At 65.8% G+C, this 21,570-nt stretch carries 19 protein-coding genes and 1 tRNA gene; 14 read left to right on the forward strand and 6 right to left on the reverse strand.

Annotated elements, in window-relative coordinates; all coding sequences use genetic code 11:
• Positions 1-18: 18 nt before the first annotated feature.
• The 3 genes from IEW58_RS04760 (at position 19) to IEW58_RS04770 (ending at position 3,919) form a co-directional block, all read left to right on the forward strand.
• Positions 19-1,977, forward strand: a complete 1,959-nt coding sequence (locus tag IEW58_RS04760) for an OPT family oligopeptide transporter (protein ID WP_188644072.1) — start codon at positions 19-21, stop codon at positions 1,975-1,977.
• A gap of 77 nt (positions 1,978-2,054) precedes the next feature.
• Positions 2,055-3,281, forward strand: a complete 1,227-nt coding sequence (locus IEW58_RS04765) for a L,D-transpeptidase family protein (protein WP_188644073.1) — start codon at positions 2,055-2,057, stop codon at positions 3,279-3,281.
• 2 nt (positions 3,282-3,283) lie between these two features.
• Positions 3,284-3,919, forward strand: a complete 636-nt coding sequence (locus IEW58_RS04770; RefSeq protein WP_229658437.1) for a M23 family metallopeptidase — start codon at positions 3,284-3,286, stop codon at positions 3,917-3,919.
• A 1-nt stretch (position 3,920) separates the two neighbouring features.
• Here the strand turns inward: IEW58_RS04770 and IEW58_RS04775 are convergent, their stop codons facing one another.
• Positions 3,921-4,298 carry an elongation factor P gene (locus IEW58_RS04775; RefSeq protein WP_229658438.1) on the reverse strand — a complete coding sequence of 126 codons (378 nt, stop codon included), beginning with the start codon at positions 4,296-4,298 and terminating at the stop codon, positions 3,921-3,923.
• A gap of 120 nt (positions 4,299-4,418) precedes the next feature.
• On the opposite strand from IEW58_RS04775, the gene efp reads away from it, so the two are divergent.
• The 3 genes from efp to IEW58_RS04790 all read left to right on the forward strand — a co-directional run bounded on the left by efp (position 4,419) and on the right by IEW58_RS04790 (position 5,953).
• Positions 4,419-4,982 carry an elongation factor P gene (efp, locus tag IEW58_RS04780; protein ID WP_188644074.1) on the forward strand — a complete coding sequence of 188 codons (564 nt, stop codon included), beginning with the start codon at positions 4,419-4,421 and terminating at the stop codon, positions 4,980-4,982.
• 9 nt (positions 4,983-4,991) lie between these two features.
• The gene (locus IEW58_RS04785; RefSeq protein WP_188644075.1) at positions 4,992-5,813 is read left to right on the forward strand and encodes an inositol monophosphatase family protein; all 822 of its coding nucleotides are present in this window, start codon (positions 4,992-4,994) and stop codon (positions 5,811-5,813) included.
• Positions 5,814-5,868: 55 nt separating this feature from the next.
• Positions 5,869-5,953 (forward strand) — tRNA-Leu (locus IEW58_RS04790).
• 187 nt (positions 5,954-6,140) lie between these two features.
• Here IEW58_RS04790 and IEW58_RS04795 read toward each other — a convergent pair.
• Positions 6,141-6,323, reverse strand: coding sequence for a hypothetical protein (locus IEW58_RS04795; protein WP_188644076.1), 183 nt, complete (start codon positions 6,321-6,323; stop codon positions 6,141-6,143).
• Positions 6,324-6,341: 18 nt separating this feature from the next.
• Positions 6,342-7,940: an isocitrate lyase gene (locus IEW58_RS04800; protein WP_188644077.1), complete on the reverse strand. Its 1,599-nt coding sequence runs from the start codon at positions 7,938-7,940 to the stop codon at positions 6,342-6,344.
• A 135-nt stretch (positions 7,941-8,075) separates the two neighbouring features.
• On the opposite strand from IEW58_RS04800, the gene IEW58_RS04805 reads away from it, so the two are divergent.
• From IEW58_RS04805 to IEW58_RS04835, 7 genes are all read left to right on the forward strand, one after another.
• On the forward strand, positions 8,076-9,443 hold the full coding sequence (locus IEW58_RS04805) for a helix-turn-helix domain-containing protein (RefSeq protein ID WP_188644078.1): 1,368 nt from the start codon (positions 8,076-8,078) through the stop codon (positions 9,441-9,443).
• A gap of 67 nt (positions 9,444-9,510) precedes the next feature.
• The gene (locus IEW58_RS04810; RefSeq protein ID WP_188644079.1) at positions 9,511-9,801 is read left to right on the forward strand and encodes a hypothetical protein; all 291 of its coding nucleotides are present in this window, start codon (positions 9,511-9,513) and stop codon (positions 9,799-9,801) included.
• Positions 9,802-9,923: 122 nt separating this feature from the next.
• Positions 9,924-11,309, forward strand: a complete 1,386-nt coding sequence (locus IEW58_RS04815; RefSeq protein ID WP_188644080.1) for a TIGR03013 family XrtA/PEP-CTERM system glycosyltransferase — start codon at positions 9,924-9,926, stop codon at positions 11,307-11,309.
• Position 11,310: 1 nt separating this feature from the next.
• Positions 11,311-13,419, forward strand: a complete 2,109-nt coding sequence (gene prsK / locus IEW58_RS04820; RefSeq protein WP_229658439.1) for an XrtA/PEP-CTERM system histidine kinase PrsK — start codon at positions 11,311-11,313, stop codon at positions 13,417-13,419.
• The gene (gene prsR / locus IEW58_RS04825) at positions 13,419-14,786 is read left to right on the forward strand and encodes a PEP-CTERM-box response regulator transcription factor (protein WP_188644081.1); all 1,368 of its coding nucleotides are present in this window, start codon (positions 13,419-13,421) and stop codon (positions 14,784-14,786) included. Before prsK ends, prsR begins: the two co-directional genes overlap by 1 nt.
• Positions 14,770-16,305 carry a tetratricopeptide repeat protein gene (locus IEW58_RS04830; RefSeq protein WP_188644082.1) on the forward strand — a complete coding sequence of 512 codons (1,536 nt, stop codon included), beginning with the start codon at positions 14,770-14,772 and terminating at the stop codon, positions 16,303-16,305. The genes prsR and IEW58_RS04830 overlap by 17 nt, the downstream gene beginning before the upstream one ends.
• A gap of 39 nt (positions 16,306-16,344) precedes the next feature.
• Positions 16,345-17,331, forward strand: coding sequence for a bile acid:sodium symporter (locus IEW58_RS04835; protein ID WP_188644083.1), 987 nt, complete (start codon positions 16,345-16,347; stop codon positions 17,329-17,331).
• On the opposite strand, the gene IEW58_RS04840 is transcribed toward IEW58_RS04835, so the two are convergent.
• Complete coding sequence (locus IEW58_RS04840; RefSeq protein ID WP_188644084.1) at positions 17,279-18,355, reverse strand: DUF475 domain-containing protein; 1,077 nt, start codon at positions 18,353-18,355, stop codon at positions 17,279-17,281. The genes IEW58_RS04835 and IEW58_RS04840 overlap by 53 nt on opposite strands.
• Positions 18,356-18,396: 41 nt before the next feature.
• A complete protein-coding gene (panB, locus tag IEW58_RS04845) occupies positions 18,397-19,266 on the reverse strand; it encodes a 3-methyl-2-oxobutanoate hydroxymethyltransferase (protein ID WP_188644085.1) in 870 nt (289 codons plus the stop codon).
• A gap of 142 nt (positions 19,267-19,408) precedes the next feature.
• Between panB and IEW58_RS04850 the strand changes: the two genes are divergently transcribed.
• Positions 19,409-20,983 carry an amino acid permease gene (locus IEW58_RS04850; RefSeq protein ID WP_188644086.1) on the forward strand — a complete coding sequence of 525 codons (1,575 nt, stop codon included), beginning with the start codon at positions 19,409-19,411 and terminating at the stop codon, positions 20,981-20,983.
• 67 nt (positions 20,984-21,050) lie between these two features.
• Here the strand turns inward: IEW58_RS04850 and IEW58_RS04855 are convergent, their stop codons facing one another.
• Complete coding sequence (locus tag IEW58_RS04855; protein WP_188644087.1) at positions 21,051-21,533, reverse strand: pyridoxamine 5'-phosphate oxidase family protein; 483 nt, start codon at positions 21,531-21,533, stop codon at positions 21,051-21,053.
• Positions 21,534-21,570: the final 37 nt, after the last annotated feature.

Raw genomic sequence — 21,570 nt, forward strand, 5'->3', positions numbered from 1 at the left:
ACCCCGGGGGAGGCAAGGATGGCGGAGCGGATCGAGGCAGGGCGGGCGGTGCCCGAAATGACCCTGCGGGCGCTGATCATCGGCGGCCTGCTGACGTTCGTTTTTACCGCGGCCAACGTCTATTTCGGACTGCGGGTCGGCCTCACTTTCTCGACCGCGATCCCGGCGGCGGTGATCTCGATGGCGATCCTGCGCACGCTTGGCGGCTCGTCGATGGTCGAGAACAACATCGTCCAGACGATCGGCAGTGCGGCGGGCGCGGTGGCGACGATGGTGTTTGTCCTGCCCGGCCTCGTCATCGTCGGCTGGTGGACGCGGATCCCCTATTGGGAGACGATGCTGGTCTGCGCGACCGGCGGCGTGCTGGGGGTCATGCTGTCGGTCCCGATGCGCCGCGCGCTCGTGATCGATTCAGACCTTCCTTATCCCGAAGGGGTAGCGGGCGCGGAGATCCTGCGTGTCGGCATGGCCGATGCGGAAGGCGCGCGGGAGAACAAGGCGGGTCTCACGACGATCATGTGGGGCGCGGCGGCAGGGGCGTTCTTCTACCTCCTCACCGCGATCCGCGTCGCCGCGAGCGAAGTGGCGCGCAACTTCAAGTTCGCGGGCGGCGTGAGCGGCGTGGCCGGGTCCATGTCGCTCGGCCTGTTCGCCATCGGCCACCTCATCGGGCTCACCACGGGGATCGCCATGCTGGCCGGCGTGATCACCTCGCGCTTCGTGCTGTTGCCGTGGCTGAGCTTCGGCGTGCCCGGAGCGATCGATGATGTCGCGGGAACGATCTTTTCCGAGCAGGTGAGGTTCGTCGGCGCGGGAGCGATGGCGATCGCCGCGCTCTGGGCGCTGATCCGGATCATGGGCTCGATCATGCGCGGCCTTGCCGGGATCGCCGCCACCGCGCGGGCGCGGCGCGAGGGCGCGGTGATCGACATTACCGAGCGGGATTTACCCGGTGCCTGGGTGCTCGGCGTCAGCGCGCTGATGTTCGGGCCGATCCTCTATCTCGTCTGGCAGTTCGTCCAGGGCGGCCCGCTCGCCGGTTCGATCGGCGCGGTGCTGCTGCTGGCGCTGGCGTTCATCGTCATCGTCGGCGTGTTCACCGCTGTCGTCACGGGATACATGGCGGGCCTCGTCGGTACCTCCAACAGCCCTGTCTCAGGTGTAGGCATCCTGTCGATCCTGATTGCATCGGTGCTGGTGGCCGCGGTCTTCGGCGCGGACGTGGCGCCCGACCAGCGCGCGCCGCTGATCGCCTTCGCGCTTTTCATCGTCAGCTTCGTGTTCGGCATCGCGATCGTGGCCAACGACAACCTGCAGGACCTCAAGACGGGCCAGCTCGTCGGGTCGACCCCATGGAAGCAGCAGGTGGCGCTCATCCTCGGCGTGGTGGCCGGATCGCTGGTCCTGCCGCCGGTCCTGCAGCTTCTGGCGGACAACTTCGGCTTCCTCGGCGCGCCGGGTGCCGGACCGAACGCGCTCGCCGCCCCGCAGGCCTCGCTGTTCGCGGCGATCGCGCAAGGGGTGCTTGGCGGCTCGCTGCGGTGGGATCTCGTCGGCATCGGCGCGGGCATCGGGGTCGTCATCGTCATCATCGACGAATTGCTCGGCAAGACCGGCAAGGGCCGCTTCCCGCCGCTCGCGGTGGGCATGGGCATCTATCTGCCGGTCAGCCTCGTCCTGCCGACTGTGGTCGGCACGGTGATCGGCCACGTGTGGAACAAGATGGCGCTGACCACCGCGCGCCCGGAATACACCGTTCGCCTAGGCGTGCTGCTGGCCACCGGGCTCGTCGTCGGGGACAGCCTCATGGGCCTCGCCTACGCGGGCGCCGTGGGAGCGCTGGGGGATCCGGAGCGGCTGTCGGTTGTTCCCGAAGGGTTCGCTCCGGTATCCGAGTGGATCGCCATCGCCGCGCTGATCGTCCTTCTGGTCGGCGTTTACGCTCGGACCAAGGGGCAGGCGAAACGGTCCGGCTGACGAACCGGATACAATCGCATCATCATGTGTTGTCCTTGGCGAAGGGGCGGGTCGCGTCCCGATGCCTGGGGATTTCAATGCGATTCACGATTGCCGCCGCCTCCCTGCTTGCGCTCGCCGCGTGCGGGCTGAACGGGACCGACCGGTACAAGGACGATGAGGCCGCTGCGGATCGCGAAGCCAACGCGACGACGCGCAACATGGCCGACACGATGGCCTCGCGCGATGGAGCCGATGCTGCGTCCGACGTGCCGAATATCCCCGACAGCGAGCAACGACCCGTGATGCAGGCGCAGGTCGTTCTCGATCGGGTGGGCTTCGGCCCCGGCGTGATCGACGGCAAGATGGGCCTGTCGACCGAGAACGCGCTTCAGGGCTTCCAGGAGGCGAACGGCCTCCAGGTCACCGGCAAGCTGGACGAGCCCACCAAGGCCAAGCTCGCGCAATGGCAGACGATCCCGGCGACCCGCGTGGTGCGGATACCTGCCGACTGGGGATCGGAGCAGTACATGCGCACGCCCGACGAGCCCGAAGACCAGGCAAAGCTCGATCGCCTGGGATACCAGAACCTCGACGAGCGGCTGGCGGAACGCTTCCATACGACCATCGACGTGCTGAAAGCGCTCAACCCCGGCGGCAAGCCGGCGGGTATGAAGGAAGGCGCTGACGCGGGCGCCTCGCCGTCCGTGACGCCCTCTGCATCGCCCACTCCGACACCCTCGGCGAGCGCTTCGGGCAAGCCGGACGCCGCGCCGCTGCCCTCCGCTTTCGCCGCCGGCCAGCTTATCCGCGTGCCCAATATCGGGGCCGACCGGATTGCCCCGGGTGCGATCGAAGATGCCAACTGGCAACAGACGCTGCAGAGCCTGGGCGTGGGCACGGAACAGCCCAAGGTCGCCAAGGTCGTGGTCAGCAAGAGCGAGGATACGCTCAAGGCTTACGATGAAGCGGGCAAGCTGGTGGCGCTGTTCACCGTGACTTCCGGCTCGAGCCACGATCCGCTGCCATTGGGCAATTGGAAGATCACCGGCGTGAGCCACAATCCGCCGTTCCACTACAATCCCGACCTGTTCTGGGACGCGGAGGCGACCGACGAGAAGGCGACCTTGCCGCCGGGCCCGAACGGGCCGGTGGGAGTTGTCTGGATCGACCTTTCCAAGGAGCATTACGGCATCCATGGCACGCCCGAGCCGCAAACGATCGGCCGCACCCAGTCACACGGGTGCGTGCGCCTGACCAACTGGGACGCCGCGCGGCTGGCCCAGATGGTCGGCACCGACACCAAGGTCGTGTTCGAGGCCTGACGGTGCCGCTCCGCGCGCTCGATCGGGTGGTGACGGTACTGGTGACCGCCACCGTCACCTCGGCCGTGTGGATCGCGGCGGGGAGCACGATCCGCGACCGCGCGCGCGAGGCGAGCGGATTTGCCGCGCCCGCGATCGTCGCCCCGCGCACTGCGGCCACCCCGGTAGCGCGACAGGAAGTCGAAGCCAGGCCCGCCCCCGGAGTCGCCCTGATCATTCCGGTGCGCGGGAAAGGACCCGGGGATCTCACCGACACTTTCACCGCCGCTCGTGCTGGCGGCGCGCGGGTGCACGATGCGATCGACATCATGGCCGATGAAGGCACCCCCGTGATCGCAGCCGCCCCGGGTCGGGTCGAGAAGCTGTTCCTGTCGAAACCCGGAGGAAAGACGATCTATGTCCGATCGCCCGACGGGCAGACGATCTACTACTACGCGCACCTCAAGGACTACGCCGCGAACCTCGCCGAAGGGCAACAGGTAGCCGCCGGCCAATCGCTCGGCGAAGTCGGCCATACCGGAAACGCGAGCGTGAACGGACCGCACCTGCATTTCGCAGTCCTGAAGACCACGCCGCAGAACAAGTGGTGGGAGCCGACGACCGCGCTCAACCCATATCCGCTGCTCGGCGGGAAGTGACTTATTGTGTCCGGCCGGTCTTCACGCAGCGCATCTTCGCCAGCGGACCGGTAAGATCGGTCCGCTTGAGCGCCCGGACGCCGGTCCGCTCGAACCTCGCGCCGCGCATCGGGCCGCGGGTGAAAACAACATCGTCCCCGGTAAGGAGGTAAGTCCCGTCGCCACCATCGGTGACGTAGCTGGAGGCGTTGATGATATCGAACCACGCCCCCTCCACCGGTCGCGAAGCGGGGCCGGCGGCATCCCCGGGCAGTTCGCACAAGTAGCGGCCGAGCGGCAGGGTGCCGAGCGGGCCCCCGGCCGCAAGCGGCGCGGCGGCTGCGGCGGCCAGTGCGATGGCAATGGAAGCGGAGCGGAACATCGAAGTCGGGGCTATCACGGCGAGCGCCTTGCCACCACCCACCTTGCCCGCGGCTGACCGAGCGGCTAAGGCGCGCGGCGCGCTTCGGGCCCCGGCACCGCCGGCGCGGCCCGTTTTTTCCGAGAAGGCTCCGAACCCATGAAGATCTCAGGCGTGGACATCCGTCCCGGCAATATCCTCGAATACGAAGGCGGTATCTGGAAAGTTGCCAAGATCCAGCACACCCAGCCGGGCAAGGGCGGGGCTTACATGCAGGTCGAGATGAAGAACCTGCAGGACGGGCGGAAGACCAACGTCCGCTTCCGCAGCGCCGACACGATCGAGCGCGTGCGCCTCGACCAGAAGGAATTCCAGTACCTCTACACCGACGGCGATAGCCTGGTGTTCATGGACAAGGACACTTACGAACAGATCAACCTGCCGACCGACCTCATCGGTGACGCCGCCGCGTTCCTGACCGATGGCATGGACGTCACGCTCGAACTGTGGGACGAAAAGCCGATCTCGGTCGCGCTGCCGGACCAGGTCGAAGCCACGATCGTCGAAGCCGACGCGGTCGTGAAGGGGCAGACTGCTTCTTCCAGCTACAAGCCGGCAATCCTGGACAATGGCGTGCGCGTGATGGTGCCGCCGCACATCGAAAGCGGCACGCGGATCGTGGTCGACGTGTACGAGCGTACCTACGTCGGCAAGGCCGGCTGAGGACTGACGATGGCTGCCGTTTCGGGTCTCATCCGCGTCATGGAAAAGGCCGCGCGCAAGGCGGGCGGCAAGCTGCGGCGCGACTTCGGCGAGGTCGAGCACCTGCAGGTCAGCCGCAAGGGGCCAGCCGATTTCGTCTCCAAGGCCGATCAGGTCGCAGAACGCACGATCTACGACGAACTGCTGCACGCACGGCCCGACTGGGGCTTCGAGCTGGAAGAAGGCGGCACGATCGAAGGCAAGCCCGGGATGCCGAGATGGGTGGTCGATCCCCTCGATGGCACCAGCAACTTCCTTCACGGTATTCCGCACTTCGCGATCTCCATCGCGGCGCAGGAGCCCAAGCTGGACGGATCGGGCTGGGGCGATGTGATCGCAGGGGTCGTCTATCAGCCGATCACCGATGAGACCTTCTGGGCGGAGAAGACCCGCGGCGCCTGGCTGCAGGACAAGCGCCTGCGCGTGTCGAGCCGCAAGCATCTGGGCGACGCGCTGATTGCCACCGGTATCCCTTATGGCGGGCACGGAGACTTCGGCGAATGGACGCGCATCCTCGCGGCGATCGGACCGCAGGTGGCCGGCATCCGCCGGTTCGGCGCGGCATCGCTCGACATGGCATGGGTGGCTGCCGGCCGCTTCGACGGCTTCTGGGAGAGCGATCTTGCTCCTTGGGACACCGCAGCCGGATGCCTGCTGGTGCGTGAGGCGGGCGGCTTCGTGACCGACTACCGCGGCCGTTCGCAGCCGATCTGCGACAGGCAGGTGCTGGCCGCGAACGACGGCCTGCATTCCAAGCTGCACAAGGCGTTGGCGACGGCTCTCAAGGGCTGAAGCCACCTTGCAGCGTAGCCGGGGCGCAGCTATCGCACCCCGCGCAACTCGCCGCGCCCCCGTGGTGGAATTGGTAGACGCGCTCGACTCAAAATCGAGTTCCGAAAGGAGTGCCGGTTCGACCCCGGCCGGGGGCACCAGGTTTTTTGTTCGCTACCGGCCTTTTCCCTGCGTCATCGTGGTTCGGGCCGACTTGGCGCGGGAAAGCTTCCTGACATCAACGCGCATGCGCTGAACGGGGGGTAGCAGCGCCCGTTATCTGCGAATGACGACCGCCGGAAACGGGGGAATTTCCGGCGGCCGTCTCTCCTCCCCAGGAGATCCGTGTCAGGTGTAGCTGCCCAGCCGGTGGTGCAGCGCGTTGATCTTGGCCAGTTCCTCCCGATCGTCGATCGTGCGGGCGTAGGCGGTCAGCGCGGTGCGCAGCAGGCGGAAGTCTGCGGTGGAAAGCAGCGCCCGGGCGCGGCTGGGCTCCGGACTGGGTTCGGCGGTGCGGGTATCCTCGCTCATTGTCTGATCCTTTCGCTCTCAGGCAGCCGCGAACTGGTTCATGGTGTTGGCAGCGCCACCTGCCTTCAACGCGGCTTCCCCGGCGAAGTATTCCTTGTGATCGTCGCCGATGTCGCTGCCGGACATGTTCTGGTGCTTCACGCAGGCGATGCCCTGGCGGATCTCCTCGCGCTGCACGTTCTTGACGTAGCCCAGCATGCCCTGCTCGCCGAAGTATTCGCGGGCGAGGTTGTCGGTGCTGAGCGCCGCCGTGTGATAGGTCGGCAGGGTGATGAGGTGGTGGAAGATGCCCGCCTCCCGCGCAGCGTCGGCCTGGAAGGTGCGGATGCGCTCGTCGGCCTCGGCGGCCAGCTCGGTGCCGTCGTAATCGACGCTCATCAGCTTTGCCCGGTCGTAGGCGGAGACGTCCCTGCCGGCCGCTTCCCAGGCGTCGAACACCTGCTGGCGGAAGTTCAGCGTCCAGTTGAAGCTGGGCGAGTTGTTGTACACCAGCTTCGCGTTCGGGATGACCTCGCGGATACGGCTGACCATTCCGCCGATCTGGCCGATGTGGGGCTTCTCGGTCTCGATCCACAACAGGTCCGCGCCGTTCTGCAGCGAGGTGATGCAATCGAGCACGCAGCGGTCCTCGCCCGTGCCAGCGCGGAACTGGAACAGGTTGGAAGCCAGGCGCTTGGGCCGCAGCAGCTTGCCGTCGCGGGTGATGAGCACGTCGCCGTTGCCGATCTGGCTGGCGTCGACCTCCTCGCAATCGAGGAAGCTGTTGTACAGGTCGCCGAGGTCGCCAGGCTCCTTCGAGTAGGCGATCTGCTTCGTCAGCCCCGCGCCGAGGCTGTCGGTGCGCGCGACGATCACGCCGTCTTCGACCCCAAGCTCGAGGAAGGCGTAGCGGACCGCGCGGATCTTCTGGAGGAAGTCCTCATGCGGCACGGTGACCTTGCCGTCCTGGTGGCCGCACTGCTTCTCGTCGGACACCTGGTTCTCGATCTGGATTGCGCAGGCGCCCGCCTCGATCATCTTCTTGGCGAGCAGGTACGTCGCCTCGGCATTGCCGAAGCCGGCGTCGATGTCCGCGATGATCGGCACGACGTGGGTCTCGTGGTTGTCGATCGCCTGCTGGATGCGCGCGGCTTCGACTTCGTTGCCGCTTTCGCGCGCCTTGTCGAGTTCGCGGAAAAGCCCGCCGAGCTCGCGCGCATCGGCCTGGCGCAGGAAGGTGTAGAGTTCCTCGATCAGCGCGGGGACCGAGGTCTTCTCGTGCATCGACTGGTCAGGCAGGGGGCCGAACTCGCTGCGCAGGGCGGCGATCATCCAGCCGGAGAGGTAGAGGTAGCGCTTCTTGGTGGAGCCGAAATGCTTCTTGATCGCGATCATCTTCTGCTGGCCGATGAACCCATGCCAGCAGCCGAGCGACTGGGTGTAGGCGGCAGGATCGGCGTCGTAGGCCGCCATGTCCTCGCGCATGATCTTGGCGGTGTAGCGCGCGATGTCGAGTCCGGTGGGGAAGCGGTTCTGGAGCCGCATACGCGCGGCGCTTTCGGCGTCGATTCCATTCCACGGGGCACCCGCGCCTTCGATGGTCTGACGGAAGTCGGCGATTGAAGTCTGGTAGGTCATGTCTGGGTCCCGTTTCGGAAGAACACGACCTGGATGACACTTGCGGCAAGGATTCGTCGCGGAAAATTACAAAATTTCTTGTCTCTACGGCGCGGTCAGGCCAAATACCTCTGTGACGTTGTAAAGGAATTGACAATGGTCGAGAGCGCCCTCTTCGCCGGAGCGGCCATCCGCCGCCTGCGCAAGCGCGAAGGATTGACCCAGGCGGCGATGGCCGCCCGCCTGGCGATCTCCCCCAGCTATCTCAACCTGATCGAACGCAACCAGCGGCCGCTTTCTGCGCGGGTGGTCCTGCAGGTGGCCGAACAGTTCGATTTCGATCCGCGCGCGCTGCGGGAGGATAGCTCGATCGGAGGGATCGACGGGCTGGCGAGGCGAATGGCGGACGAACGCTTCGCCGATCTCGGCATCGATCGCGACGAGCTGGGCGAATTCCTTTCCGCCGCCCCGCAAGTGGCCGCTGCCTTCGCCAGGCTTTACGACAACGCTGCGCCCGCTGAGCGGCGCGACGATCCGACCGATGCGGCCCGGCGCGAGATCGAGCGCTGGCGCAATCATTTTGCCGACCTCGATGCCGCTGCCGAGGCGCTGGCGGACGAGTTGCGGCTTTCCCGCGGCGATACCTATGCCGCGCTTGCGGACCGGTTGCGCGAACGGCACCAGCTCGCCATCCGCGTGCTCCCTCGCGAAGTGCTGCCAGATGCTCTGCGCCGGCTCGATCTCCATGCCCGGCAGCTCCAGCTCAACGAGATGCTCGATCCGGCCTCGCGGACCTTTCAGGCGGCGCTGCAGATCGCGCTGCTCGAATTCCGCGGGGAGATCGCCAGCCTTGGGGCAAGCGGCAATTTCTCCGACCCCGCGGCGAGGTCGTTGTTCGAGCGGCACCTGACAGGGTACGTCGCGGCCGCGCTGGTCATGCCCTATGGCCGTTTCCTGCGCGCCTGCGAAAGCACGGGTTATGACTTTCCGGTGCTCATGCGCCGCTTCGGCGTCGGGTTCGAGCAGCTCGCACATCGGCTCACGACGCTGCAGCGGGTCGGGCAACGCGGCCTGCCTTTCTTCATGGCGCGGATCGACCGGGCAGGGCAATTCTCCAAGCGGTTCGCCGGCGCCAGCGGAGCGACCCTGCTCGAAAGCGACGACAGTTGCCCGCTGTGGCACGCACACCTTGCCTTCGAGCGGCCGGGAGAGCTCTGCGTGCAAGCCGTGCTGCAGGACGGGGCCGGAGCGGCGCCTGCGCATTGGCTGACGGTGGCCCGAACCGTGCAGGGCAGGGACGGCGCGCGCTTCGCGGTAGTGCTGGGCATCGAAGCGAGCCTCGCGTCCGATCTTGCGGCGGCGCGAGGAATCTCGCTGCGTCCCGAGGACGCGACCCTGATCGGGCTCGGCTGCTCGCGCTGCCACGTTCACGGCTGCGTCCAGCGCTCGCAGCCCCCGAGGGGCGCGGTGCTGCAGTTCTCTTCCCTGGAACAGGGAATCACGCCCTTCCGTTTCGCCGGTTAACCATTCGTCGCGGAACCGGCACGCGTGGCCGGCCGTTGCCCAGTCATAATTTCAGGGAGAAGCGAACATGGTCGAAGAACGAGTCACCGAGGTGGAAACCCCCTCCGGCAATACGCATACCACTCACACTGTCGTGACCGATGATGGAGCGCGTCGGGGAGGCGGATCGGGCTGGCTCATCGCGCTCGTCCTAATCATCGCACTGATCGCCGGCATCTGGTTCTTTTCCGGGATGAGTAATTCGGAAGCCGCCAAGGACAACGCGATCGCGAATGCGGCCAGCGATGTCGGCGATGCCGCTCAACAGGTCGGCAATGCCGCCCAGGACGCGGCCGACAACGTTACCAACAACCAGTGATCGCTTAACCACTGCAGGCGCCGGTTTTCCGCACCTTGATCGGCGCCTGTAAAATTTACCGACATTTCATTTCTCGGTCGTAGGGCTGTCCGTTCCGACAGGAGCGCGCCCGGACCGGTCCCATGATCCGCCTTTTCAAGCACTATATCCCGCACGCGGTGATGCTGCTGGGGCTGTTCGATCTGCTGCTGCTGCTGGCTGCCGGCGAGATCGCCTGGCAGGTGCGCGCTTCGCAGATTGATACCGACCCCGGCGCGCTTGGCGACCGCCTGGGCATGCTTTGCGGGTTCGCAGGGACCGTCTGGCTGGCGATGATCGCGGTCGGCACATACGGAGCGGAATCGCTTCGCTCGATGCGCTATGCGGGGGCGCGGCTACTGGTCGCCGTGAGCCTGGGAATCATCGCCCTGTCGGTGATCGACTTCATGCTCCCCGGTCACACCTTCTGGCGGTCGACCCTGTTCTACGCGATGTTCCTGTCGATCGGGCTGCTGATTGCCAACCGCATGCTAATCGGAAGCGTGATCGGCACAGCGGCCTTTCGCCGCCGCGTACTGGTGCTGGGGGACGGGGAGCGCGCCCGACGCATTCGCGATCTTGCGGAGCGGCCCGAAAGCGGATTCGCGGTCGTCAGCTTCATCGGGATGAATGAAGGTTCCCCGGTCATCCAGGAGGCGATCCCACGCGCAGCCATCCACGATCTCGGGCGCTTCGTCGAGAACATCGGCGCCAGCGAAGTCGTTCTCGCGCTGGAGGAACGGCGCAACTCGCTTCCGCTCAAGGACTTGCTGCGGATCAAGACCCACGGGGTTCACGTCAACGACTTTTCGAGCTTCCTGGAGCGGGAGACAGGCCGGGTCGATCTCGATACTCTCAACCCAAGCTGGCTGATCTTCTCCGATGGCTTTTCGTCCGGCCGCGCCCTTTCGAGCGCGGCCAAGCGCGTGTTCGACGTTGCCGCCAGCGGCCTTCTGCTGGCGCTGTCGCTGCCGCTGATCCTGGTTTTTGCCGCCCTCGTGAAGCTGGACAGCAAGGGGCCGGCCTTCTTCCGCCAGACGCGTGTAGGGCTCTACGGCCAAAGCTTTCAACTGGTGAAGCTGCGTTCGATGCGGATGGACGCAGAGAAGGACGGCGCGCAGTGGGCGCTCAAGGACGATCCGCGGATTACCCGGCTCGGCCGCTTCATCCGCAAGGTGCGCATCGACGAGCTGCCACAGGTGTGGACGGTGCTGACCGGCAAGATGAGCTTCGTCGGCCCGCGCCCCGAGGTGCCGCAGTTCGTCGGCGACCTCGAGGACAAGCTGCCTTACTACGCCGAACGTCACATGGTGAAGCCGGGCATCACCGGCTGGGCGCAGATCAATTACCCTTATGGCGCAAGTGTAGAGGATGCCCGCGCGAAGCTGGAATACGATCTCTATTACGCCAAGAACTACACGCCCTTTCTCGACCTGCTGATCCTGCTGCAGACCTTGCGCGTGGTGCTCTGGCCCGAAGGGGCGCGGTGAGATGGAAATGACGCCGGCCTGGACGCTCACCGCGTTCGCGCTCAACCTGGTGGCGGCCATCGCGAGCGCGCTGGTCGCCGTCATCCTGTGGCGCAAGGACAGTGGCAGGCGCGAACGTGCCGCGATGATTGTCGCCCTGGCGCTTACCGCTGCCTGGTGCGCCACCAACGCAGCGTGGGGTCCCGGCACCGTTTTCGCGAGCATGCTCGAGACCGCGCGCAACCTGGCCTGGATCGTGGTGGTCTATCGCCTGTTCGCCAACGACGGACGCGATGTCAGCATCGCACCCATCCGCCCGCTGGTGCTGTCGATTGCGTTCGTCGAATGCCTGCAGCCTGCTGTGACGATGCTGGGTCTGCGCCTTGCCGCCACGGAGAAAATCCACGACGTGGCATTTTCGGTTTCGTCGATGCTCCACGCACTGGTTTCGATCGGTGCGCTCGTCCTGCTGCACAACCTTTATGCAGGCGCCTCCGCGGTCTCCCGCCAGATCCTGCGTTGGCCGGCTGCCGCGCTGGGGCTTATGTGGGGGTACCAGCTGAACCTCTACACCATCGCCTGGTTCGCGCAGTCGACACCGGGGGAACTCACTGGCCTTCGCGGCCTGGTGGTGACAGCGGCGGCGCTGCTGTTTGCGATCGGGGCCAATGGCCGCGCGGCAGACATCCGGCTGGCCCCGAGCCGGACGGTCGCTTTCCAGACCCTCTCGCTGCTCCTCATCGGCGCTTATCTGCTGGCGATGATGCTGATCTCGCAGTCGCTGAGCCTGCTGGGCGGCGACTTCGGACGGCTGACCCAGGTTGGCTTTCTGTTGGCGGCGGCGATCGCCGCGCTGCTTTGGCTGCCATCCGCCCGACTTCGCGGATGGGTACGGATGAAGGCTTTGAAGCACTTGTTCCAGCACCGCTACGACTACCGGGCCGAATGGCTTCGCTTCACCGCGACCATCGGCCGCGCGGGGCCTGACGCCCCGGCGCTGCCGGACCGCGCGGCACAGGCTCTTGCCGACATCGCCGAAAGCCAGGGCGCCGTGCTCCTGCTGCCCGGCGATGACGGGGAACTGGAGATAGCCGGCAGTTGGCAATGGCGCGAGATCGCGGTCCCCCCGCAATGCTGCCCTTCCGACCTCGTCGCGATGTTCGAGCGGACGGGGGTTGTCGTCGAGCTCGACCAGGTTCGAGCCGGTTCGGACGAGTTCGGCGAGCAGGCCGCGGTGCCGGCGTGGATGCGGCAGGACCTGAAGATCTGGGCGCTGGTGCCGCTTCTGCATTTCGGCCGCCTCGTGGGCGTAACTATCCTCGCCCGTCCCCCGGTCGCGCGGCAGCTCGATTGGGAAGATTTCGACTTGCTGAAGGTCGTGGGTGGCCAGCTCGCCAGCTACCTGGCCGAGCAGGCGGGGCACGAGGCCTTGACGGAGGCAAACCGGTTCGACGAGTTCAATCGCCGCATCGCCTTCGTTATGCACGACATCAAGAACCTTGCCAGCCAGCTTTCGCTGCTTGCGCGGAACGCCCAAAAGCACGCGGATAATCCGGAATTCCGCAAGGACATGCTGGTAACGCTCACCAAGAGTGCGGAGAAGCTCAACGCCCTGCTGGCTCGATTGGGCCGCTACGGCGCAGCGGGACATGCTGGCCGGTCGCGGGTCGATCTCGTCGCCCTCGCCCGGAGGGTAACCGAGCGATTCAATGGAATTCATCCCGTCGAGCTGACACGGGCGGACGTCTGCCACGTGCTGGCCGATCCCGATGGCCTCGAGCAGGCGCTCGTCCATCTGGTGCAGAACGGGGTCGACGCGAGCGAGCCGGGCATGCCGGTCTATCTCGACGTTACTTGCGACGGGCTGCGCGGCTCGCTGCAAGTCGTCGACGCCGGCCACGGCATGTCGCCGCAGTTCGTTCGCGACAGTCTGTTCAAACCCTTCGTCTCCTCGAAAGACGGAGGCTTCGGCATCGGCGCGTTCGAAGCGCGAGAGCTCGTGCGGGCAATGGGCGGGCGTCTCGACGTGGACTCGCGCGAAGGGCTCGGCACCCGGTTCACCGTGCAGCTGCCCTTGGCGGCGGTTCAGGCACAGCCCAGCACCAAGACAATAGAAAGCGAGGCAGCCTGATGCCGCACGACAAGCCGCGACTGCTGATTATCGAGGACGACGAGGGGCTGCAGGCGCAGCTCAAGTGGGCGTACGAGGACTTCGCCGTCACCGTCGTCGGCGACCGTGACAGCGCAATCGCCGCGCTGCGTGCCGAAGAGCCGGAGGTGGTGACCCTGGACCTGGGACTGCCGCCCGATCCCGACGGCACCAGCGAAGGTTTCGCCGTGCTTGACGAGATCATGGCGCTGAAGCCGGACACCAAGGTAATCGTCGCAAGCGGCCATGGCGCGCGCGAGAGCGCGCTGAAGGCGATCGAGCGCGGAGCCTATGACTTTTACCAGAAGCCGGTCGATATCGATGCGCTCGGCCTGATCGTTCGCCGCGCCCATGCGCTGCGCACGATCGAGGCGGAGAACCGCCGACTCGCCGCCAAGGTGGGCGAGGACAAGACCGTCCTGGGCACGCTCATTACCGCCGCGCCCGAGATGGCGAAAGTCGCCCGAACCATCGAACGCGTCGCCAATACCAACGTGTCGGTCATGCTGCTCGGCGCGAGTGGTACCGGCAAGGAGCTGCTCGCGCGCGGATTGCACGAAGCCAGCGACCGGCGCGGCGGAGCATTCGTCGCGCTCAACTGCGCAGCCATTCCCGAAACCCTGCTCGAAGCGGAACTGTTCGGTCACGAGAAGGGCGCATTCACGGGCGCGGTGCGGACCAACGAGGGCAAGATAGAACTTGCGCATGGCGGCACGCTGTTCCTCGACGAGGTGGGCGACATCCCGCTGCCGCTGCAGGTCAAGCTCCTGCGTTTCCTGCAAGAGCGGACGATCGAGCGGATCGGCGGGCGCAAGCCGATCGCGGTCGACACCCGCATCGTCTGCGCAACGCACCAGGATCTCGAGGCGATGATCGCCGCGGGCACCTTCCGCGAGGACCTGTTCTACCGTCTTGCCGAGATCGTAGTGAAGGTGCCGACCCTGGCCGAGCGGCCGGGCGACGCGGTGTTGCTCGCCAAGGCCTTCCTTGCGCGATTCGCGCGCGAGATGAACCCTTCGGTCAAGGGCTTTGCGCCCGACGCGCTGGCAGCGATCGATGCCTGGCGTTGGCCCGGCAACGTTCGGGAGCTTGAAAACCGGGTGAAGCGCGCGGTGATCATGGCTGATGGCAAGCTGGTCGGAGCAGCGGATCTCGACCTCGAGACGGGAGCGGACGAAGAAGTCGGGGAAGTGCTTAACCTTAAGAGCGCGCGAGAAAAGGCTGACAGGACGGTAATCCGCCACGCGCTCGCCCGCAGCGAGGGGAACATCTCCAACAGCGCCAAGCTGCTCGGGATCAGCAGACCGACGCTGTACGATCTGCTCAAGCAGTATGACCTTCAGGCTTAAGGCAGCGATTGCGCTCGCGCTGCTGCTGACAGCCTGTGGCGCAGACGATGCTGCTGCCCCGATCGATTACAAGACCGCGCTCGCGCAGGGCGACGGTGCTGGAGCGGAACTGGCGCTGAAGCGCGAACTGGAGCGAGGCGTGCCGTCGTCGCGGCTCGCTCCCTTCCTCGGTGAGGCCGCGCTCATGCAGGGCGATCTTGTCGAAGCGCGCCACTGGCTCGCAGAAGCGGCATTCGCCCCCGATGTCGCAGCGCACGGGTTCCACATGCTGGGCAGGCTGAGACTGCGCGAACGGGACCTTCCCGGTGCCGGCCAGGCATTCGATCGCGCCTTGCAGGATGCGCCGGACGAACCGGAGCTGTGGGTCGATATCGCCCGGTTGCGTTACCTCGGAGGAGAGCAGGCGCAAGCGCTGCAAGCGTCGCGCACTGCGCTCGCGCTGGGCCCCGGAAATCCCGCGGCGCTGCTGCTGCGGGCACAGCTCCTGCGCGACTCTGCCGGCAATGCTGCCGCTCTTTCGCTGATCGAGCGTGCCCTGAAGGGGGCGCCGGAAGACCCCGACCTTCTCGCCGAATACGCCGCGACGCTCGGCGAAGTCGGCCGGACAAGGGAAATGCTGGCCGCGGTTCGCCGGTTCGCTGAGGCAGCGCCCCAGGACCGGCGCGCGCTGTATCTCCAGGCTGTGCTTGCCGCCCGCGCGGGGCGGCATGATCTCGCCCGCAGCCTCCTCCAGCGCAGCGGCGACCTCGATCGTGCAATGCCCGCCGCAATCGTGTTGCTCGCACTCGTCGATCTCGAAAACGGCAACCCGGCCAGTGCAGCGCAAGCGCTCGATCGCCTGCTTGTCCGCCAACCCGACAACTTGCGGGTGCAAGCTCTCCTTGCCCGCGCGCTGGCTGCGGCTGGCAACGACCATGAACTCATCGCGCGGTTCGCCGGAAGGGCAGATTCACGTTACCTGGCGCTGCTGGTAGGGCGTGCCTACGAGCACCTGGGTGAACGATCGAAGGCGGCGACTCATCTGGATCGCGCATTCGCCCGGCCGGCTCCGCCCCGTCTCGTGCGACTGGCGCCAGCCGCTCCGCTGAGCGTGACGGCGCTCCGCGATCCCGCTGACGGCCCCGCCGCGGTCGCGCTGGTGCGCGGCCTGATCGCGGTAGGCAGGGCGAATGAGGCTCGCACCCGAGCTTTGTCGTGGTTGAAGCGCCATCCTGGATCGGCCGACGCCATGACGCTTGCCGGGGACGCCGCCCTGGCGGCGAACGATCCCCGAGCGGCGCTGGCGCATTACCGATCCGCCTCGGCGATACGGCAGCCATGGCCCTTGACCAAGCGGATGGGGGCGGCGCTGGAAAGGGCGGGACAGGCAGACGAAGCCGAACGGCTCGTCGCTCGCCATTTCCGGAACGAACCAGCCAATAACGAGGCGGCTGTCATGCTGGCGCGGCGCCTGGATGCACGGGGCGAGCGACACCGAGCGGCCGTGCTGCTGGCTCATGGACGGCTGCACGGCGGCTGACGCTCGACAAAGGGACCGTGCCGCGCCACTGGCCCAATCGTGCTGCGGCTGTTTTCCAACATCGATCCCCTGGTCCGGCTGCTGTTGCTGGCGACCCTGCTTGCCAGCGTCCTGCCGGCCACCGGAGAGACACGGGAAATCGCGCAGAACGTTTCGAACGGGGCGGTTTTCCTGCTGTTCCTGCTCAACGGCCTTCGCCTTTCGCGCAGCGCGGTAAGGCGGGGCATCGGCCACTGGCGCTTCCTCGTTCCGCTGGCCATATGGTGCTTCGCGGCGATGGCGCTGGCAGGTAAGGGCTTTGCACTGGCGTTTGCGCCAGCCCTGCCGCCGATGGTCGCGCTGGGCTTTCTCTACCTTGGCGCGCTCCCTTCGACCGTCCAGTCGGCGACCGCCTATTCATCGCTCGGCGGGGGTAACGTCGCCAACTCGGTCGTTGCGGCCGCCTTGCTCAACGTCATGGGGGTGTTCGTCAGCGCTCCGCTGTTCGCGGCGCTGGGCGGAGGCGGGGCGGCTGACATGGGTGCGGCTGGGCTGACCAAGGTCGTCCTCATCCTGATCCTGCCGTTCGCCATTGGACAGGCGTTGCAGGTGCCATTGGCGCCGTGGATCGGCGATCACCGCGCGCTGGTTACCTGGATGGACCGCCTGTCGATTGCGATCGCCGTCTATGTCGCTTTTTCCGGAGCGGTCGAACAAGGGCTCTGGACCATGGTCAGCGCCGGGGAATGGGCGCTGATCCTCGGCGGGGTAATAGCGTTCCTCGTGGTTGGCTTCGCCGGGGCCTGGCTGCTCGGCGGCGTTATCGGACTGGAGCGGGCGGATCGGATCGCGTTCCTGTTCGCCGGAGCCCACAAAAGCGTTGCGATGGGCGCACCTCTCGCCGCGGTCCTTTTCCCCCCCAAAGTGGCCGGACTGGTGCTTCTGCCGCTGCTGATTTACCACCTGCTCCAGCTGGTGGCATCGGCTCCGATCGCTAGCCGGCTTGCCCGCTCTCCTGCGCCGCCACTTCCGGATGGCGCCGGTTGAAGCGGACAGACCACCATAGCGACAGGCCGATCAGGATCGCACCGATAAGGCCCGTGATGGTCTCGGAGATGTGATAGCGCGCCGACAGCAGCATGATCGCGCCCAGCACGATGATCGCCCAGAATGCACCGTGCTCAAGATAGCGGTATTGGGCGAGGGTTCCCTTTTCGACCAAGTGGATGGTCATCGATCGGACGAACATCGCCCCGATCGACAGGCCGAGTGCAATGACGATCATGTTGTTCGACAGCGCAAAGGCGCCGATCACGCCATCGAAACTGAAACTGGCATCGAGGATGTTCAGGTACAGGAATCCGCCCAGGCCGCTCCGCACCGCCGCCCCGGCCATGCGTTTCTTTTCCTCCGACAGTTCGAGCAGAGTGCTCACACCTTCCACGGCGATGAAGGTGACGAGGCCGAGGAGCCCGGAGACGAGAAACGTCAGTGCTTCGTCGCTCGGCAGCATCAGCGAAATGCCCCACAGCGCAAGCAGCAACAGGCCGATCTCGGCTGCCGGCAGGGCCGCGAAACGGCCGAGGAACTTCTCGATCGATTCGATCCAGTGCACCTCCTTCTCGCCGTCGAAAAAGAACTTCAGCCCGACCATGGCCAGAAATGCGCCGCCGAAGCCGGCGATTCCAACGTGCGCGCTGGAAACCAGGCGTTCGTACTCGGCGGGGTTGCGGAGCGACAGGTTCACCGTCTCGAGCGGCCCGATGCCGGCTGCAATGGCGACGATCGCCAGCGGGAAGACGATGCGCATGCCGAACACCGCGAACAGGATGCCCCAGGTCAGGAAGCGCTTCTGCCAGGCGCGGTCCATGTCCTTCAGGACCGAGGCGTTGACGACCGCGTTGTCGAAGCTGAGCGAGATCTCGAGGATCGAGAGAACCACGATGATCCACAGCAGCTTGGCCGTTCCGGTCACGCTGCCCGTGCTCGATAGGCCGTACCACAGGCCCAGGCCGAGGCAGATGACCGTAAAGATCAGCGATAGGCCGTAAAATCGCTTGAGCGTATCCATGAAAGGTCCAGTCCGGGAAAGTGTGTCTGGGCGCGGGCGCGCTATTTGGGCTGGTAGGTCTGGTCGGCCGTGGGGAATTCCCGGGCGCGCACTTCGGCAGCATAAGTGCCGGCTGCCTTCGAAATGACGCCAGCAAGATCCTCGTAGCGCTTGACGAAGCGCGGGACGCGCTCGAACATTCCGAGCATGTCTTCGGTCACCAGAACCTGGCCGTCGCACCGCGCCGACGCACCAATGCCGATGACGGGAATTTCCAGCGATCCCGTCAAGGCGACGGCGATCGGTTCGATCACGCCTTCAGCCACGACTGCGAAAGCACCGGCATCCTGCACGGCCTTGCCGTCGGCAATGATCTTGTCGTGCTCTTGCTGGCTGCGTCCGCGCGCGCCGTAGCCGCCGAGCGAATTGACCGCTTGAGGGGTAAGGCCGACATGCGCCATCACCGGAATGCCGCGTTGGGAGAGAAAGGCGATCGTCTCGGCCATCGCCTCTCCGCCTTCGAGCTTGACCGCCGCGCAGCCGGTCTCCGCCATGATCCGGCTGGCGCTCTCGAACGCCTTGGCAGGACCGCCTTCATAAGTCCCGAACGGCATGTCGACCACGACGAGGCTGTGATAGCTGCCGCGCACCACCGCGGCGCCGTGAGCGATCATCATGTCGAGCGTGACCTGCAGCGTGGAAGGCAGCCCGTAGATCACCTGGCCGAGCGAATCCCCCACCAGCAGGATATCGCAGTGCTCGTCCAGCAACTGCGCCTGCCGGGCGGTGTAGGCGGTCAGCATCACCAGCGGATCGCGCGTCGCGCCGTCCGCCTTGCGCCCCCTGATCGCCGGAACCGTGAGCCGCCGCATCGGCTGCGGGGTGGGGTGGGCGCGGCTGGTCGCAGTGTCGAGCTGGAAGGTGGTGGACATGGCATTTGGCTCTAGCCGCGCCACGAAGACGGGGAAAGCCCTTGAGATTGCTCTTGCCATGAAAGGAGCGGGCGCTAGCTTCGCGCGCCATAGAGAGAGGCAGGCCGCATTTCGGCCGCCCACAAGAGGGGAATTCGGGTCCATGCTACTCGATCGCGTAAAGCCGCTCGACGCCATCCTGGCGACGGCGGAAAGGAAGTCACTTAAGCGTACACTCGGCTGGTTCCAGCTGACCCTGATGGGGATCGGCTGCGTCATCGGCACCGGCATCTTCGTGCTGACCGCGGTCGGCGCGCAAAAGGCCGGGCCGGGGCTGATGATCGCGTTCGCCATCGCCGGCGCTGTCTGCATCGTCGCTGCGCTCTGCTACGCCGAAATCGCCGCCATGATCCCGGTAGCGGGAAGCGCCTACACCTACAGCTACGCGACCATCGGCGAGTTCTTCGCCTGGACGGTCGGCTGGGCGTTGATCATGGAATACGCGATCGCCGCGAGTGCGGTCTCCGTCGGATGGTCGGGATACTTCTCCGGCACTGTGCTCGGAGGGCTCGGGATAGACTTGCCAACCTGGCTAAGCGCCGGCCCGCTGGCGTTCGGCGGGGTCGAGGGTGGATTGATCAACCTGCCTGCACTTGTGATCGCTCTGCTCGTGACGTTCCTGCTCGTGATCGGCACCAGTGAAAGCGCCAAGGTCAATGCAGTGCTGGTGGCGATCAAGGTCGTCGCGCTGACGGCCTTCGTGGCGCTCACGCTGACCAGCTCTCAATTCGACGCTGAAAAGTTCAACCCCTTCCTGCCTGCCGGCATTTTCGGCGGCTGGGGCACCGGTGTGGGCGCGGTCGGCGCGGCGGCAACGATGTTCTTTGCCTATGTCGGCTTCGACGCGGTTTCGACCGCGGCGGAGGAAACCAAGAACCCGCAGCGTAACGTGCCCATCGGCCTCGTCGGCTCGCTGCTGTTCTGCACCGTGTTCTACATCCTGGTGGCAGCCGGCGCGATCGGCGCGATCGGTGGCCAACCGATCATGGACGCGATGGGGCTTCCACTCGAGGCGGGCTCGCCCGAGCTCGCGCGCCAGTGCGCGATGCCGCAGTACGCGGACGCGCTCGTCTGCTCGAACGAGCCGCTCGCGCACGTCCTCAAGATGCTCGGCTTCACCGGCTTCGGCAACGCGATCGGCCTTGCAGCCTTCCTGGCGCTGCCTTCGGTGATCCTGGTGCTGATCTTCGGCCAGACGCGCATCTTCTTCGTGATGAGCCGTGACGGTCTTCTGCCCGAGCGGCTGAGCAGGGTGCATCCGAAGTTCCAGACGCCGCACGTGGTGACCATCATCACCGGTCTCGCGGTGGCAGTCGCCGCGGCGTTTTTCCCGGTCGGTCAGCTGGCCGACATCTCTAACGCCGGCACGCTCTACGCGTTCATGATGGTGGCAATCGCGGTCATGGTGCTGCGGGTGAAGGATCCGTCGCGCAGGCGTCACTTCAAGGTGCCTGGCGTGTGGATCATTGCTCCGTTGACGATCATCGGCTGCGTGCTGCTGTTCTTCAACCTGCCGAGCGCGGCGATGCTGTTCCTGCCCGGCTGGGGAGTGCTCGGCCTGCTCGTCTATTTCGGCTACAGCCGGAGGCAGAGCCACCTGGGCCGCGGGATCGTCGAAGTGGTCGACGATGTGGCGGGCGAGGAACTGCAGGTGCCAATCCACCCGCCTGCGGAGTAACAGGCTTCAGACAGCGAAAGGGCCGCCCCTCGGAATTGAGGAGCGGCCCTTTTCTTGTCGGATGGGATCAGAGTGCGGCTTCGGCGTGGCTGTCGGCAACCTCGCCGCGGACGTCCATGCCCATTGCCATCTTGGCTGTGGTGAGAATTCCCTGGTCCGCTGCCCATAGTTCGGCATTGCCGAGGTCCATGCGGAGCATCAGCAGGTTGGGATCGTCCTTCCCTCCCGGGAAATAGGCTTCAACGAAATTGGACCACTGCTTGTCCAGCCGTTCGCGGCTGGTTTCTTCGGTCAGGTTGCCTTCGAAGCGCGCGAACATGTCGTGGTCCTTGCTCGCGAAAGTGCACGTCGCCGGGCCCATCTCGGCCAGGTGATTGTCCTTCGAGGTGAAGAACCAGATCGCGCTGTTGGCATCCTTGTCGAGTTGGGCGGTCATCACCACCGCATCGTTGGCGGTGCTTTGCAAGGACACGAAAACGAACGGCGAATCGGCGAACGCTTTCCAGAATTTCTGCTTCAGTTCCTCGGCATTGCCTTGGTCGTATTTCATCGTGATCTCCTTTCGAAATGCGAACGGAGCGAGGGAA

The organism is Tsuneonella deserti (assembly GCF_014644315.1).
Taxonomy (GTDB): Bacteria; Pseudomonadota; Alphaproteobacteria; order Sphingomonadales; family Sphingomonadaceae; genus Tsuneonella; species Tsuneonella deserti.

Bases quoted from the DNA above. Each gene is read 5' to 3' on its own strand.
- prsK (WP_229658439.1), top strand. From the start codon at position 11,311: ATGGAAATGACGCCGGCCTGGACGCTCACCGCGTTCGCGCTCAACCTG.
- IEW58_RS04760 (WP_188644072.1), top strand. From the start codon at position 19: ATGGCGGAGCGGATCGAGGCAGGGCGGGCGGTGCCCGAAATGACCCTG.
- IEW58_RS04840 (WP_188644084.1), bottom strand. From the start codon at position 18,355: ATGGATACGCTCAAGCGATTTTACGGCCTATCGCTGATCTTTACGGTC.
- IEW58_RS04805 (WP_188644078.1), top strand. From the start codon at position 8,076: ATGGTCGAGAGCGCCCTCTTCGCCGGAGCGGCCATCCGCCGCCTGCGC.
- IEW58_RS04815 (WP_188644080.1), top strand. From the start codon at position 9,924: ATGATCCGCCTTTTCAAGCACTATATCCCGCACGCGGTGATGCTGCTG.
- IEW58_RS04765 (WP_188644073.1), top strand. From the start codon at position 2,055: ATGCGATTCACGATTGCCGCCGCCTCCCTGCTTGCGCTCGCCGCGTGC.
- IEW58_RS04800 (WP_188644077.1), bottom strand. From the start codon at position 7,940: ATGACCTACCAGACTTCAATCGCCGACTTCCGTCAGACCATCGAAGGC.
- efp (WP_188644074.1), top strand. From the start codon at position 4,419: ATGAAGATCTCAGGCGTGGACATCCGTCCCGGCAATATCCTCGAATAC.
- IEW58_RS04785 (WP_188644075.1), top strand. From the start codon at position 4,992: ATGGCTGCCGTTTCGGGTCTCATCCGCGTCATGGAAAAGGCCGCGCGC.
- IEW58_RS04855 (WP_188644087.1), bottom strand. From the start codon at position 21,533: ATGAAATACGACCAAGGCAATGCCGAGGAACTGAAGCAGAAATTCTGG.
- IEW58_RS04830 (WP_188644082.1), top strand. From the start codon at position 14,770: ATGACCTTCAGGCTTAAGGCAGCGATTGCGCTCGCGCTGCTGCTGACA.
- prsR (WP_188644081.1), top strand. From the start codon at position 13,419: ATGCCGCACGACAAGCCGCGACTGCTGATTATCGAGGACGACGAGGGG.
- panB (WP_188644085.1), bottom strand. From the start codon at position 19,266: ATGTCCACCACCTTCCAGCTCGACACTGCGACCAGCCGCGCCCACCCC.
- IEW58_RS04795 (WP_188644076.1), bottom strand. From the start codon at position 6,323: ATGAGCGAGGATACCCGCACCGCCGAACCCAGTCCGGAGCCCAGCCGC.
- IEW58_RS04810 (WP_188644079.1), top strand. From the start codon at position 9,511: ATGGTCGAAGAACGAGTCACCGAGGTGGAAACCCCCTCCGGCAATACG.
- IEW58_RS04850 (WP_188644086.1), top strand. From the start codon at position 19,409: ATGCTACTCGATCGCGTAAAGCCGCTCGACGCCATCCTGGCGACGGCG.